Origin of the sequence: Synechococcus sp. MIT S9451 (assembly GCF_047304725.1) — a bacterium.
In the GTDB taxonomy this organism is placed as follows: domain Bacteria; phylum Cyanobacteriota; class Cyanobacteriia; order PCC-6307; family Cyanobiaceae; genus Synechococcus_C.
Genome location: NZ_CP138971.1, coordinates 582,216 through 596,571, shown reverse-complemented (window position 1 = coordinate 596,571; position 14,356 = coordinate 582,216). Strand labels below are relative to the sequence as shown.

The following is a 14,356-nucleotide window of genomic DNA, read 5'->3' as shown; positions in this document are numbered from 1 at the left end:
GGCACGCGGCCTCGATTCCTTCGGGAATTGCAACGGCTGCGTGCCCAGCTTGTTCCCCCGATCCGATCCAATTCCTATGGGCCGCACGCTGGAGAGCAAGCAACAGATCGTCGAAGAGCTCAAGCAGCTTCTCGGCGAGGCCGAAATGGCACTGGTCCTGGATTACCAGGGTCTTTCCATCAAAGAGATGTCTGATCTGCGGACTCGTCTGCAGGCCAGCAATGGTGTGTGCAAGGTGACCAAAAACACCTTGATGCGCCTGGCTATTGATGGTGACAGTGCTTGGTCGGATCTCAAGTCCCTGCTGTCGGGCACCAACGCCTTCGTTCTGGTTAAGGGCGATGTTGGTGGTGCCGTGAAGGCTGTTCAGTCCTTCCAAAAAGACACCAAAAAATCCGAGACGAAAGGCGGCCTTTTCGAAGGCAAGCTCCTCTCTCAGGACGAGATCAAAGCTATTGGCGATCTTCCTTCCAAGGAAGTGCTTATGGCCCAGATTGCCGGTGCCGTCAACGCAGTGGCCACCAAGGTGGCTGTTGGCATCAACGAGGTTCCCTCCGGTCTCGCTCGGGCGCTCAAGCAGCACGCCGAATCCGGCGACAGCTGATCGTCTTCGACCCGACTGTTTTTTTGATCTGTTGCTGATTCCCAACCATGTCTGCAAAAACCGACGAAATCCTCGAATCACTGAAGTCTCTTTCCCTGCTTGAAGCTTCCGAGCTGGTCAAGCAGATTGAAGAGGCCTTTGGTGTTTCCGCTGCCGCATCTGCCGGTGTGGTGATGGCAGCCCCTGGCGCCGCTGGTGGTGCTGGTGGTGAAGCCGCAGAAGAGAAGACCGAATTTGATGTTGTGCTGGAAAGCTTTGATGCTTCGGCCAAGATCAAGGTCCTCAAGGCTGTGCGCGAAGCCACTGGACTGGGCCTGGGCGATGCCAAGGCCATGGTCGAGGCTGCTCCAAAGGCCATCAAGGAAGGCGTGTCCAAGGACGACGCCGAAGCCGTCAAGAAGGCCATCGAAGAAGCAGGTGGCAAGGTCACCCTCAAGTGATCCTCCGGTCGGAGTTCGCTCCGGCTGCACCCTTTGCTTTTGAACCGGTTGCCCCTCAGGGGGTAGCCGGTTTTTTCATGGCTCCTCCCCGATGGCGCATAAAAAAACTCCGCCGAAGGCGAAGTCAATCAGGGAGGCGCATGGCAGGCGTCTGGCCTTGTTTCGACCCTGCAGAGGCGCGCAACACTCCTCACACATCTGTTTTGTAGATGCTGGGCTCTGATCTGCCTCCCCTGGGGTGGCGCTCTGGTAACTGTCCAGCTGGTCCTGCCCTGGACTCAGGGGCGGAAGGGTATGACCTCTAGCCGGATCGGCCCCTTCCCAAGCCGGTTTGTGTTGCGAGAGATCAGTTGTGGGGGGCGGGGGGCGCTGATTCCCATCCTGCTGGCTCCGGTGGATGGTCGTTGTCCAGCCTTGGCCAGCAGCGTGGTGGTCGGTTCAGCGTGGGCGAAATACACATGGCTGAGGGTGCGTCCTTTGTAGGCCCGACGTTCCAGGCTCCAGCCCGGTTCGAGTTTTAGTTCGACGAAGGCATCCCGCTTCCGTTGCACTTGTTCGGAGCGGGCTACCACGATCGGCACTGCTCGGTTGGGATCGAAGGCGGTGAGCACAAGCCCCCGGCGGTCACTTTCGATCCGTAGGCGGAAGGCGGAATCCATGTCGCTGCCGCCAGTGCGCAGTGAATACCCATTGCTATCGAGGTATCGGCTGCAGATGCCGGTGAAATCAAATCCGTTGAGCGCAGGATTCACCAGTCCATCGCTGCGCTTTTCCCAACACAGCGGGCGGGTTTTGATTTGCTCCAGAACCAGCAGTGTCCAGCGGTCTTGACCTACGGCCCTGGCCAAGACCGCGAAACGTTGTTCATCGAGCGGTTGGCTGTCAAACAAGCTTGCGGCTGCAAGCGGGATGCCAGCCGCAGTCAGCCCGGCGGCCACCACAAGGGCTGCAGCTGTCCTTGGCCCGAGGGGCTGCGGGCTCCGCTGGTCGGGGTAGGTTCGCGGCATTGCTTTGGGCCCGCGGGGGAAGGAATCTGTGTTCTACCGAATTTGGCGCGGAGAAACCAATGGTTGAGGGCCGCGGACGGGTGATTGCGGCAGCCACCGATGGGGCTTGCAGTGGCAACCCAGGGCCTGGAGGCTGGGGCGCACTGCTGCGCTTTGAAGACGGCAGCGTTGAGGAGTTTGGTGGCTTTGCTCCCGCAACGACCAACAACAGGATGGAGCTCCAGGCGGCGTTAGCTGTGCTGGAGCGTCTGCAGGAGCTGCCACGCCATCCCGACCTCCGCCTGCGCACCGATAGCAAGTATTTGATTGATGGACTGAGCTCCTGGATGAAGGGCTGGAAACGGAAGGGATGGAAAACCGCAGCGGGTAAACCCGTGCTCAATCAGGATCTTTGGAAGGCTCTCGATGCAGCCCGTCTGGATGATGTGCCTCTGGCTTATGTGAAGGGGCATAGCGGTGATCCCGACAATGAGCGCGTGGACCAGATTGCGGTTGGTTTTTCTCGCGGTCAGTCGCCCGTCTCCACCAGGGCTGGAGTCGTCAATCCAGCTGCTGAGGCTGTCGTATCTCGCGCTGATCCCAACGAGCAGGATCAGGCCCCCCCAGCCCTTGTCAGGCTTTTGAGCCGGCTGGAACTGGCCGACCGTTTGGCGGATGGGGGCTATTCGCTCACGCCGATTGAACTGGCCCAGCTTGTGGAACAACCGCTGGCCAGGCTCGAGCAGAAAAAGGACGCTTGGCGTTGGCGCGATTGGGAGCTGCAGCCAGTGGAGCAGGGAAAGCGATGGCGGTTGCACCGTGGCGCGGCAGGATCAAAGCAGTCGGGATGAGGACGGGATGGGTCAACCGTCGCCTATGGCCAGTGGAGCTTCAGGCCCAATGTCTGCCGGAGGCTTCTATCAACGTTGGTTAGGCCCCGTGTTGGCCAACGATGAGGGTGTGGATGCAGAGCAGCTCAGCCGAACGGCGCTGACCGCTTTAGGACAGGCCAGTCTGCGCCGGAGCTGGCCCGGCATCTCCACTGTGCTCGATGGCGTCTCCTCCGAGTTGCAACGTCGGGATCTACGCCTGGAGCAGGTGTTGTTTGGCTGTCGTTTCAGCAATCCAGTCGGTCTGGCAGCTGGATTCGACAAGAATGGAGTCGCAGCAGGAATCTGGGATCGTTTTGGTTTTGGTTTTGCCGAGGTGGGGACCGTCACCTGGCATGCCCAGCCGGGAAATCCACGCCCTCGTTTGTTCCGATTGGCCCAGGAACAGGCAGCCCTGAATCGCATGGGCTTCAACAACGATGGTGCTGAAGCGATGCTGCGCACCCTGGAGCGCCAGGCTCTGCCACCTCCGGGGCAGCGTCCTGCGGTGTTGGGGATCAATCTTGGCAAGTCGAAGATCACCAGTCTGGAGCTCGCTCCCGACGACTACGCCTCCTCCCTCGAGTTGCTGGCGCCGATGGCTGATTACGCCGTGATCAACGTCAGCTCCCCGAATACTCCCGGGCTCAGAGATCTTCAGGACTCCGCTCAGCTTCGACGGCTGGTGGAGCGGTTACGGCGTCTCCAGGCTTGCCCACCTCTGTTAGTGAAGATTGCGCCAGACCTGGAGGATGACGCCATCGATGCCATTGCGCGAATGGCCTATGAGGAAGGGCTGGCGGGGATCATTGCCGTGAATACCAGCCTTGACCGCCTTGGACTGGGTGATCGGGTCATGCCTCAGACCGGACAAACCTTGGCTGAGGAAGCCGGTGGTCTGAGTGGGGCGCCTCTGCGGTATCGCGCCCTGGAGGTGATGCGTCGCCTCAGGGCCAGCGCCGGTCCTTCTCTGCCGTTGATCGGAGTGGGTGGCATTGATTCGCCTGAGGTGGCATGGGAACGGATCACAGCCGGCGCCTCTCTGATTCAGCTTTATACAGGCTGGATTTTTCAGGGGCCCGCTCTGGTCTCGCGGATTTTGGAGGGGTTGAGCCTTCAGTTGGATCGCCATGGCTTCCGCAATCTCACTGATGCGGTGGGCAGCGGCGTGCCCTGGCAATGATCGATACCCTTCACGTAGGGCTGAATCCCGTGCTTGGAGCTGGCTGACCTTCTGGATCGAGTACCAGCGCTTCGGCGTCTGGATGTGCTTTCCCATGCCTTTGCTCCGCGTCAAAGGGTGGTGATGGCGGTGGAGGGCGACAGTCTCACCCTCTCGTGGTTGAAGGATGGCAAGCGTCAATGGCGTTGTGAGCGCTTGCCGGCAGATCTCTGTCGTGATGGCCTGCCGATGCAGCGTCAGGCTTTAGGCGAATTGTGTGCCGATTTGCTGCTGGATAGTGGCCTGTCCACGCCTGGGGTGGATCTGGAGTTACTGCTCCCTCTTCAGGCCTGTCAGTGGCGTTTGCTCGAGGGTGATGCAGAACTGACGGTGCTGGATGGAGAGGCGTTGCGTCAGCTGCAGCCCAGGCTTGATTGGCCCTTCAGCCTCGAGGATGCCTATTTGGCGCTGCATGCATCTGTGGGCACGCCAACGATGTGTGTGCTCGTCGGTACCCAGCGCTTGATGCTGCAGGCCTGGGTGGATGTGGTTGAAGCGGCCGACCTACGTCTGCATCGGGTCGATTGGTTGCTGGCCTCCGCCTGGAGTGGTCTGGTCGGCTCCTTTGATCAGGTGCCTGACGAACTGATTTGGCTGATCCGTAGCCGTGGTGGATGGAGAGTGCTGTTGCTGCGCCATGGGTTCCCGGAGTTGGATCGCTGGCTTGGCGACGTTGAGCTTTCGCCAGACTTGGCTAAGGCTGAGGCTCTTCAGGCTGAACTGAAGGCCATGCTTTTGGCCTGGGATCGTGATCATCGCCCCGCCCAAGCTCAGCCGCAGTGGGAGCGCACTTGGTGGATTACAGCTCTTCCTCAGGACCGGGAACAATGGTTGCCGTGGCTTGGGGCGATCGCGGAAGGACCGGTGCGGGGCTTTCCCCAGGGAGCGACTGCTGGTCTTGTGTCCACAGAAAACCCGCTGATGACTCTGGCTCTCGATGGGGGAGACAGGCTGGATTTGTTGGCGGAACGACGGCCGGAGTTGGGTCTGTCGCCTGCCGCTCCACCCGTTAGAGAAAGCCGAAACTTGCTTCTCCAGGGTGCTGCATGGGGTGGTGGCGTGCTGCTGCTCACCCTGGTTGGGCTGGGGGTGATGCGTTGGTGGGAGACCTATCAGCGCCAGCAACTGGAAGCCTTGCTGCCTGTGGAGCAGACGATGTTGGCGACTGAGGCAAAGCTGCGCCGGCTGAAGCTGCGGACGGCGAGCCTTGAGAAGGACAACAGGCAGATCGCTCAGCAACTTGTGGCGGTGCGTTCCGGTTCAGCCCTTCTGGAGCAGTTGCGCCGTATCACCCCTCAGGGGGTTCAGCTTCAGGATCTCAGCGTGAATGGTGATGCGATCAGTGTCAGCGGTGTCGTGCAGGCAGGGGGTCGCCCTGGCCCGTTGGAGCGAATTAATTCCCTGGTGTTGGCCATGGCCGCCTTGCCTGCCTCGAAGGATGAAGGAGTCAAGGTGGTGAAGATCACACGGACTGAGAAAGGGGACGGCTCGGTTGTGAGCTTCAGCCTCACCTGGGGCCTTGATCTCTCGGTTCAGCCAACTTTGGCGGAGTTCGAGGCGCTTGGTGCGAAGGGGATGGCCGAGCGCTTGCGGCTGCTGCAGTTAAAGGGGGTGGCACTGTGACCAACCTCAGCCCCGAACTGCCAGCTTGGCAGCGGCGTTTCACCCGCGAGCGCGTGCTGGTGGGATCCCCGCTATTGGGTCTGCTGGTGGTGATCCTTGTATTGGTGGGCGTTGATGGCTGGCCTCGCTTTGGACGCCTGCAGCAGCAGCAGCAGCGACTTGAGGAGCTGCGCCAGAAGCAGGGAGCCTTACCTGGCTTGCAGCGGCAACTTGTGAATGCACAGATCCGGGCCCGGGAGGAGGAGGAGCAACAGGCCCTACTGGTGGATCTGATTGCCGGCCGGGAACGGATTCAGACCTTCTTGGCCCAGCTCAGCCGGGAGGCGTCTTCCACAGGAGTGGTGATCGAGCTGTATGAACCGGAGGCTTCAGCCCTGCCGCCGGATGCCGGGCCGCCCGGTTCTCCCAATCGCTCCAGTGGCTCGCAAGCAGAGGAGCAGGGCAAGGATCCACTGATGAACCTCGGCTACAGCAAAACGAGTGTGTTGTTCCAGGCCAAGGGTTCGTACGCAGCATTGCAGGCGTTTCTTCGCAGGATGGAAAACCTCCAGTTGCTCGTTCAGCCCAGTGACCTCGCCCTCCAGGCCCTGGATGATCAAGCCAATGTCCAGGAGCCGGGTGTGGTGGTTCGCCCTCTCACCCAATTGAAGTTGCGCTTGAGTTTCTTTGATAAAACAGTTGGGGAGGCCAACCCCTCTGCTTCAGGTGCGGGCCGCTCAGAGGCCTGGCGTTCCTAATCCTTTGACATTTCGGTCGCACCCCGCTGGCTGAGGTCGGATGCGATCGATACCATCCGCCCATCACGTGATGTTGGTGGCCGGCCCATGACTTCTTCCCGGCGACTGACGCCTCTTGTGCTGGCGTTAGCCCTGGGGGGGGCGTGCCTGGATGGGGTGGCCCTTGCCTGGAACGGCAGTGGCCAGGCCCTTGCGCAGAGTCAGCACCAAGGGAGCATGCAGCTCACGTTGCGGCGTCAACCCAATGCGCTGGAAGTGGTTCTGGAGGGAGTGGGATCGAAGCCACTGTTGCAACAGCGTCTGAATGACGGTGTTTGGGAGGGGCGACTGCGGACCCAGGGCACGCCAGGGCTTCGGCGTGGCCCTCAGACCCTGAGCTTGCCCTCGCTGGGGATTGAGGCCGTGTCGCTCAGCGGTGGTGGCGATACCTATCGGGTGACAGTGCGGCAGGCCACTGGTCAGAGTCTGAAGGATCCCGTGGTGAGCGCTGATGGCCGCAATTTGATCCTGACCTTTGACGGCTTGGGAACGCCCCAGTTGCAGACCGGACGCCTGGATCTCAACACGCCAGGACGGGTCTCCCAGCAGCGTTATGCCCCCCCCTTGCGTCCTCGGGCGATCGCCCCGCCGCTAGGGGACATGGCCGTCGGCACCATGGTGCTGCAGAACCGCAGCTACGTGAATGTGAGTGGGCCGTCTGTGACGCTCACGCTTAAAGATGCTCCTGCGAAGGATGCTCTGATGGCCCTGGCTCGCCTAGGCGGTTATGGCTTCGTGTTTGTGGATGATCCTGGTGGGGCGGATGCCGGAGCCACAGACGCTTCCGCTGCGGACTCGGGGGCGGATGCCCAGGCCAAGACTGGTCGGCCCGTTTCGATCGCCTTTCAGAACGAGTCTTATTCCAGGGCGCTGAACGGAGTGCTCTTGGCTTCTGGTCTGCAAGGCAAGCTTGATGACCGTACTTTGCTGATTGGACCGACAGTCGCTGCCAAGACGTTTGGCCCTCAGATGTCGAAAGTGATCAGATTGAACCAAGTCAGTGCGCGAGCAGCGGCTGAGTATTTGGGGAATCTTGGAGCCACCGTGAATTTCACCAACACGGTGACAGTCACCTCAGGAGAACCTGCTTCTCAAGGCACCGCTGATATCAGTAATGCAACGTCTCAAGAGAAATCGACCATTACGCAGACCGAGAGCTATGGCGCCTCAACAGGTCCATTAAGAGGGCTTGTGGTGACGACAGATTCCAGGCTTCAGACGGTGACACTCGTGAGTGATTCCAAGCTCGTGAAAATTGCCGAGGGCTATCTTCGGCAGATTGATTTACGCCAGCGTCAGGTTGCACTTTCGGTTCGAATTCTTGATGTCACTCTTGATAATGATGCTGCTATCAGCAATAGCTTTGCCTTCCGCTACGGCAATAATTTCATCGTGAGTGATCGTGGTGAGCTTGTTGGTGCATTTGGCAATTTTTTGCCTCCCAACGACAATAACTTTAATGCTATTGCTGGAGATGCGCAGAGCGGAAAGCGGCAAAGGATCACGTCAACTGGGGCGGATGCACAAGTGGCGCAGGAAATTCTTGAGCCCCTGGATCCAGCTCGAGTTAATCCCGGCACGATCTACCCAAAGGACAACTTTTTCGACTTTATTAAGGCGCTCATCACGTCCAATAGTGCGAAGACATTGGCTGCTCCCACTCTTATCCTTAGTGAGACCCCTCGCGAGATTGCTGGTGGTGCGGAGGTCTCCTCCTCTGGTGGTGACTCGGCCTTGAGTAACGCCACGATTGGTCGTCCTAGGGCGAATGAATCCTTTGTGACAGTGGGTACTCAGGAAATCGTGAGCTATGCCGTTCAGGCTGGGCAGAATGGTGCACCTAATACGTGCCAGCCAGAGTTTGGAACTGCAGGTCTTGCATTTGGCGCGAGGGTTTCCAAAATTGATGACAATGGGTTTATTTCTTTTGCTCTTTCGCCCGCAATTTCTGCTGTGACCCGCTTGGAGGATGTGCCCAATTGTGGCCCCATCAGTATCCTTAGCTCCCGCCGCTTGGATACAGGTAGCTTGCGTGTTCGCGATGGTCAGACGCTGATTCTTACGGGTGTCATTCAGGATAGAGATATCCAGCAGGTGAGAAAGTGGCCAATTCTTGGCGATCTGCCTTTGATTGGTCAATTCTTTCGGCAATCCAATGCCTCTCGTAGCAAAAATGAATTGGTCATCCTGGTAACGCCGCGCATCATTGATGATCAGCAAGGCGGTACCTATGGCTATGGATATCAGCCCTCGATCCCTGCCGCACGGCAGTTGACAGGTTCCAGCTACTGAGCTGCCAGCGCGCTATTCAGAAGCCCACTCCCATGGGGGCTAGCACCTTCACCGCCAGTGGCGCCAGAGCCTGCGTCACAGACGCCACTCCGCTGAGAATTTGCCCGCCCCAACCGTTGCTGTGAGGCTTGCCAACGGTCTCCGTCCGTCGTTTCTGAACGCTGGTGGCAGCCTGCTGAAGTTGCGCCACGACCTCGACATTGCCGCGCTGTTGGTAGAGGACGGCCGCGTAACGGAAATCTGCAGCGGCGAACGAGTCCTTCGCCTGTTCCGTACGGCAGATTCCTCGAGCCACCCAGCTCAAGGGCTCGTGCGGGTGGCGTCGGATTGCATCGCTGAACAACTGTTCGGCCTCGGACCAGCGGCCGGCCTGAAAAGCCTCGACTCCAGCGTTATGTAAGGCCGCATGGCTGCGTGTGCCGTGAGTAATGCCGCTGGCGCCTTGCCAATGCGCCTCCTCGAGGGCGTTCGGGCTGAGCTGGGCACCGCTCAGATCGGCTTCACGCAGGTCTGCTCCATACAGGTTGCTGCCCCTGAGATCGGCCCCCCGAAGCGAGGCGCCACGCAGGCTGCTGAAGTTGAGATCGGCGCCGCTGAGGTTCGCTCCATCAAGGCGAGCTTGCCCCAGATTGGTGCGCATCAATTGTGCGCCTCGAAGGTCGGCATCGCGGAGGTCGGCGTGGACTAGATCCGCGTCAGCCAAGTTGCATTTCGGGCAGTGTTTGTTCTGCAGCAGCGACAGAACCGCATCGTTGGCATGAGCCGGCCGGGGTTGTGATGACGATGCAATCAACATCGCAACCAGGATCCAGCGATGTCCCAGGGCGGCCATGGCACTGCGTAGCTGTGGGTTGGTTGTATCGGTCATTGATCGTCCCGTCGAGGCGTTGTCGGTCTGACCTGTTGCGGGGGGGATGGGGCTGGAACGGCAGGATGCTCTGATCTGGAGTCAGCTCCCTTGACCAGCCAGGGTCCCGCCCATGGCGGCAATCTCAGCGATGAAGCGCGGAGGCTGGGATGCGACCCGCGCCGGCTACTGGATGTGAGTGCGTCGCTGGTGCCGTTTCGGCCGCCTTCAGTGATGCGTCGGGCCTTGGCCGCGGCGATCGATGGCAGTGCTCTGCGTGATTATCCCGATCGAGGCCAAGCAGACTTGCGAGAGGCGATTGCGCAGCACCATGGCGTTGATGCTGAGTCTGTGTTGCCCGGCAATGGGGCTGCTGAATTGTTTACCTGGGCCGCTCGTGACGCGGCTGCTGTGGGCGTCAGCCTTCTCCCCACTCCAGGATTTTCGGATTACGTCCGCTCACTGAAATGTTGGGATGGCGCTCTGTTGCCCTTGCCATTGCCGTTGTCCTGGGGTGATGTGTGGCCTCAGTTCTTCCCGGAGACCGCACTCTCAGGACATGGCTCTGATTGTTTGTGGATTACCAATCCTCATAACCCCACCGGTCAGCTCTGGGATCTGAAATCGTTAACGCGTTTGTTGCCTCGCTATGCCCTCGTGATTTGTGACGAGGCATTCCTGCCCTTAGTTCCTGGAGGGGAGGCTCAGTCCATGATTCCACTGCTGCAGGACTATCCAAATTTGGTGGTCATTCGCAGCCTCACCAAGCTGTTTGCTGTTGCCGGTTTGCGTTTGGGCTATGCAGTGGCGTCTTCGCAGCGTCTGCAGCGTTGGGCAGCCTGGCGAGATCCATGGGCTGTGAATGGACTGGCTCTGGCTGCAGGAGTGGCGGTGATGCGTGATCGATCGGGCCTTCAGCGCTGGACGCAGAGGGTCCACGATTGGGTTCAGCATGAGCTGCCTTGGCTTCGTGCTCAGCTTGATGACCTGCCTGGGCTGCAGTCGTATCCCAGCAGTGCGAATTATCTGCTGGTGGAAGCCAAGCATTCACTCATGGCCCTGCGCGAAGGGGTCGCGCGGCGTGGAGTGTTGCTGCGTGACTGCCGTTCTTTCGAAGGCCTGGGAGAGTGTTGGCTTCGGATTGGTCTGCAGACTCGCGCCAACAACCGCCGCATCATCCATGCGTTACGCCAGGAGCTGGATCATCAGCCCTTGGTTTGATCGGTGCCACGAGCTCAATGGCCGACTAGCTCATGCAACAGCCGCACTAGTTGGTGTTCGGCATCGCGCACGGCGAGTTGTTCCATGCCTGCTGCCATCGTGATTAAAGGATCAGCAGCTGGATCACAACTGCGCAGACGTGGTCCCAGGAGACGCCAGAGGGTGTTTCGCAGCGTGTGGTGTTCAGGCTCGTGTTGGTGCACGATCACGGCGGCGCCCAAGGCGGCGGCACAGGCTGCATTGGCATCCTGGTGTTGATCGGCAGCCTGGGGGAACGGCACCAGAATGCTGGCTGTGCTGGTGATGGCGAGTTCGCTCAGGCTGCCGGCTCCAGCTCGGCTGATGGCCAGATCGGCATGTTGCAGCAGCCCTGGAATCTCATCGCTGAAGGGTTGTTCCGCCAGTTGTGGGTGCTTCAGGCTGCCTGCTTCGGGATCGTTACTGCCACTGAGGTGCACCACCCGGCAGCCGGCTTCGAGCAGATCGGGTAGGACGGCACGCACCATTCGATTCAGACCGACGGCGCCTTGGCTACCGCCCATCACCAGCACGAGCGGCCCTGTGCCGGACGGCACCCAGTTCGGTAGGGGTTGGGGCGTGAGAAAGCTTTCGCGCACCGGCGTACCGGTGACGACGGCTTTGCAGCCGGGAATGCGTTCCACCGCTGTTGGTAGACCAACCGCCACCTTGGTGCAAAAACGGCCTAACAGGCGGGTCACCCGACCCGGAATGGCGTTCGATTCATGCAGCACCACAGGGATGCGGCTCCAGCGGGCCGCCAAAATGGCTGGTGCAGCGATGTAGCCGCCGGTGGTGAAGACCACCTGCGTGTGCTCCTGCTCGATGAGGCGCCGCACGTCCTTGCTGGCGACGATCAGTTGAATCAGCTGAAGCAGTTTGCGCAGCCCCCGCCCCTGCAATCCTCCCGCTTTCACCGTGATCAGTCTGAAGCGGTCGGGAACCAGTGAGGTTTCCAAGCGATCAGGTACTCCTAGCCATCGGCTGCTCCAGGAGGTGGGCAGCGCCTCGGCAACAGCGAGCGCAGGAAAAAGATGCCCGCCGGTACCGCTGGCGGCGATCAGAAGCCGTGACATGGCAGCGGGCATGGCGCGAACAGGCGCCCTAACTTAAGGGTGATGCTCGCAACTGTTGACGTGCTGCAACCTCTTTCGCGGATCGGCAGCATTTTGGGCCGCTCCTCTCTGGGATCCCTGATGCTGGGCACGCTCCTCTCGGTTGCGGTGTCTCCTCTGGCTTGGGCTCCTGTTGGTGCCTCAACAGAGGGGCAGGAGCTTGTGGGCAGATTGGAGCAGGCTCTTAATGCTCCGGATCAGGCTGGTTTGGACGACCTGATTGTTCCGCAGCAACGAGATCAGCTGTTGCTGCGCTTGCGCCGTTTTGCTCAGCGCTTCCCCAACGCCCGCTGGCGCCTTTCCGTCGGTTCTCCTTTGGCGGATGGACGGCTGCCGGTCGGTGTGGCCATCACCGGGACCACTGAAAAAGATGATCTTCTGTTTTCCTTGGATGCCCGCCAGCAACTCACTCTCATCACGGAAGGAGGCTTGATCAGCGGCCAGGAGTTGCGCCAGGATCAATCCGTGCTGGCGAGTTCCCGAGAGCCGATCGCGGTGACGTTGTTGATTCCTGATGCGGTGCTGACGGGAAGCCGTTACGACGTGGATGTGGTTCTGGATGAACCGCTTGGAGATGCCCTTCTCGCCGGCGGATTGACCGGTCTCACACCTCTTCAGGTTCGCGAGCAGCGCAGTCCAGACATCCAGCTTGAGCCGCTTGGCGGCGGTGGATTGTTTAAGTCGGTTCAGGCGCCTTTTCAGGCTGGTGTTCAGACCTGGGCCGCCATGTTGGTTCATCCCGACGGTGTGATCACTGTCACCAAGCAGGTGCGGGTTGTGAACGAACAAAGTGAGTTGTGAGCGCAGGCGACTCTGCGTTCTGGATCGGCATCGCTTGATGCGCTAATCCTCGAGATCCTGCGTTGCCTGGCTGTTCGGCACCCCTCTGCGCAGCACCCCTCTGCGGAGCACGGACACATCAGCATTCCCGAATCCTTGCTGCATCAAGGCCTCTTCCTGCTCTCGTACGGCTGCGGTGATCGGTAGGGTCAGGTCACAGTTGTCTGCTGCTTGCAGGGCGATCCCCAGATCCTTGTGGTGCAAGGCCAACTTGAAACCAAGGGGGTAGTGGTCCGCAAGCATCGCTGCTGAACGGTGCTCCAGCGCCCAAGAGCCAGCGGCCCCATTTTTGAGTGCCTGCACCACCTGCTCCATCGGCAGTTGTAGATGTTGCCCCAAGGCGACCGCCTCGGCCACGGCGGCGTAGCTGCCTGCGACGAGTACCTGATTGATCGCTTTCACCTGTTGTCCTGCCCCGACAGGGCCGAAGTGGTTGATGGATCCACCGATGCTTTCCAGGACAGGTCGGGCTCGATCCAAGTCGGCGGCCTCGCCGCCACAGAGCACAGTGAGCGTGCCGGCTTTGGCACCTTCCGTTCCGCCTGTAACTGGGGCATCCAGATACTGCACGCCCCTTGCGCTCAACCGCTTGGCCATGGCCTGGGAGGTTGCCGGCGCGATCGTTGAGCAGTCGATCACCACACTTCCGGGGGTTAGCGCGGGGCCTGCTCCGTGCTCTCCCCAGAGCACCGTCTCCACAGCAGCGTCATCGCTGACGCACAGCACCAGCGCCTGGCATCCAGTCACAGCGGCGGCGGGGCTGGCACAGGCAAGGGCGCCGTCCAGGGCTGGGTCGGTTTCAGGCGTTCGGCTTCGGGTATGCACCCTGAGGCTGTAGCCGGCTTGTCGCAGAGTGATCGCCATCGGTAGCCCCAGGGCGCCGAGGCCCACGCAGGCCAAGTGGGCGGGGGGGTGCAGGTCAGATCTTGTCATCACTGGCGGATGTTCTGGTCAGATCCTCGCGGGTTATCACCCACAGCATGGAACGGTGATTCGACTTTTTGCGTGATGACCGCATCCACGGGTTGGCAGCGTTTCTGTTTGATCTCTTGTGCAGCTTTCACTGCTTCGTCCCTGCAGGCCTGGAGCGCTCAGGTGGAGGCCCGAGATATCAGCGGTGAGCGCTTGGCCCTCACGCAGGCCCAGAAGCAGGCCCTCTTCAAGGCTCGCCGGGACTGGGAGCTGAGCAGCTATCCCCAGCGTTTGGCCCTGCTCAAGAATCAGCAGCGTTGTGTCAAAGATGCTTCCAGCCTGGATGCCTACCGCAGCTGCAAGCATCGGCAGCATCAGGCTCGTCGGGCGTTACTCAAGCAGGGGCGCAAGCAGATCAATCGCGAGCGGGAGCGGTTGGGGCTGTTGCCGATGCCTGAGCGTTCTGTTCGCCATCGCCGCCGCGGGGCCGTTGACTCAGATCCGTCAAAAGGCCATTCCTGGTGGAACGGCCCGGCAACGAACTGATCAAGGTTGGATCGGCGATTGGGTCACCACCGATCCGATCCAGGC

General features: G+C 60.3%; 14 protein-coding genes. 10 read left to right on the top strand and 4 right to left on the bottom strand.

Annotated features, from left to right (window positions below; translation table 11 throughout):
* The first annotated feature begins 76 nt into the window (after window positions 1–76).
* Window positions 77–604 carry a 50S ribosomal protein L10 gene (gene rplJ / locus SIB72_RS03260; protein ID WP_413744581.1) on the top strand — a complete coding sequence of 176 codons (528 nt, stop codon included), beginning with the start codon at window positions 77–79 and terminating at the stop codon, window positions 602–604.
* 47 nt (window positions 605–651) lie between these two features.
* A complete protein-coding gene (gene rplL, locus SIB72_RS03255; RefSeq protein ID WP_115016076.1) occupies window positions 652–1,044 on the top strand; it encodes a 50S ribosomal protein L7/L12 in 393 nt (130 codons plus the stop codon).
* 278 nt (window positions 1,045–1,322) lie between these two features.
* On the opposite strand, the gene SIB72_RS03250 is transcribed toward rplL, so the two are convergent.
* A complete protein-coding gene (locus SIB72_RS03250; protein ID WP_413744580.1) occupies window positions 1,323–2,051 on the bottom strand; it encodes a DUF3747 domain-containing protein in 729 nt (242 codons plus the stop codon).
* Between the two features lie 59 nt (window positions 2,052–2,110).
* Here SIB72_RS03250 and SIB72_RS03245 point away from each other — a divergent pair, with 59 nt between their 5' ends.
* The 5 genes from SIB72_RS03245 to SIB72_RS03225 all read left to right on the top strand — a co-directional run bounded on the left by SIB72_RS03245 (window position 2,111) and on the right by SIB72_RS03225 (window position 8,812).
* Window positions 2,111–2,881 (top strand): ribonuclease H family protein, encoded by a 771-nt coding sequence (locus SIB72_RS03245; protein ID WP_413744579.1) that lies wholly within the window; start codon window positions 2,111–2,113, stop codon window positions 2,879–2,881.
* Window positions 2,882–2,888: 7 nt separating this feature from the next.
* Entirely contained in the window at window positions 2,889–4,082 is a 1,194-nt protein-coding gene (locus SIB72_RS03240) for a quinone-dependent dihydroorotate dehydrogenase (protein WP_413745027.1), read from the top strand.
* 33 nt (window positions 4,083–4,115) lie between these two features.
* Entirely contained in the window at window positions 4,116–5,744 is a 1,629-nt protein-coding gene (locus SIB72_RS03235) for a PilN domain-containing protein (protein WP_413744578.1), read from the top strand.
* On the top strand, window positions 5,741–6,481 hold the full coding sequence (locus SIB72_RS03230; protein ID WP_413744577.1) for a hypothetical protein: 741 nt from the start codon (window positions 5,741–5,743) through the stop codon (window positions 6,479–6,481). The genes SIB72_RS03235 and SIB72_RS03230 overlap by 4 nt, the downstream gene beginning before the upstream one ends.
* Before the next feature lie 87 nt (window positions 6,482–6,568).
* Entirely contained in the window at window positions 6,569–8,812 is a 2,244-nt protein-coding gene (locus tag SIB72_RS03225; protein WP_413744576.1) for a type II secretion system protein GspD, read from the top strand.
* Between the two features lie 16 nt (window positions 8,813–8,828).
* Here SIB72_RS03225 and SIB72_RS03220 read toward each other — a convergent pair whose 3' ends face one another.
* Entirely contained in the window at window positions 8,829–9,680 is an 852-nt protein-coding gene (locus SIB72_RS03220) for a pentapeptide repeat-containing protein (protein ID WP_413744575.1), read from the bottom strand.
* Window positions 9,681–9,770: 90 nt separating this feature from the next.
* On the opposite strand from SIB72_RS03220, the gene SIB72_RS03215 reads away from it, so the two are divergent.
* Window positions 9,771–10,880, top strand: coding sequence for a pyridoxal phosphate-dependent aminotransferase (locus tag SIB72_RS03215; protein WP_413744574.1), 1,110 nt, complete (start codon window positions 9,771–9,773; stop codon window positions 10,878–10,880).
* Window positions 10,881–10,894: 14 nt separating this feature from the next.
* Here SIB72_RS03215 and SIB72_RS03210 read toward each other — a convergent pair whose 3' ends face one another.
* Complete coding sequence (locus tag SIB72_RS03210; protein WP_413744573.1) at window positions 10,895–11,974, bottom strand: UDP-N-acetylglucosamine--N-acetylmuramyl-(pentapeptide) pyrophosphoryl-undecaprenol N-acetylglucosamine transferase; 1,080 nt, start codon at window positions 11,972–11,974, stop codon at window positions 10,895–10,897.
* A gap of 42 nt (window positions 11,975–12,016) precedes the next feature.
* On the opposite strand from SIB72_RS03210, the gene SIB72_RS03205 reads away from it, so the two are divergent.
* Window positions 12,017–12,814 carry a hypothetical protein gene (locus SIB72_RS03205; RefSeq protein WP_413744572.1) on the top strand — a complete coding sequence of 266 codons (798 nt, stop codon included), beginning with the start codon at window positions 12,017–12,019 and terminating at the stop codon, window positions 12,812–12,814.
* A 42-nt stretch (window positions 12,815–12,856) separates the two neighbouring features.
* On the opposite strand, the gene SIB72_RS03200 is transcribed toward SIB72_RS03205, so the two are convergent.
* The gene (locus tag SIB72_RS03200) at window positions 12,857–13,786 is read right to left on the bottom strand and encodes an NAD(P)-dependent oxidoreductase (RefSeq protein WP_413744571.1); all 930 of its coding nucleotides are present in this window, start codon (window positions 13,784–13,786) and stop codon (window positions 12,857–12,859) included.
* A 75-nt stretch (window positions 13,787–13,861) separates the two neighbouring features.
* On the opposite strand from SIB72_RS03200, the gene SIB72_RS03195 reads away from it, so the two are divergent.
* A complete protein-coding gene (locus tag SIB72_RS03195) occupies window positions 13,862–14,311 on the top strand; it encodes a hypothetical protein (RefSeq protein ID WP_115121169.1) in 450 nt (149 codons plus the stop codon).
* Window positions 14,312–14,356: the final 45 nt, after the last annotated feature.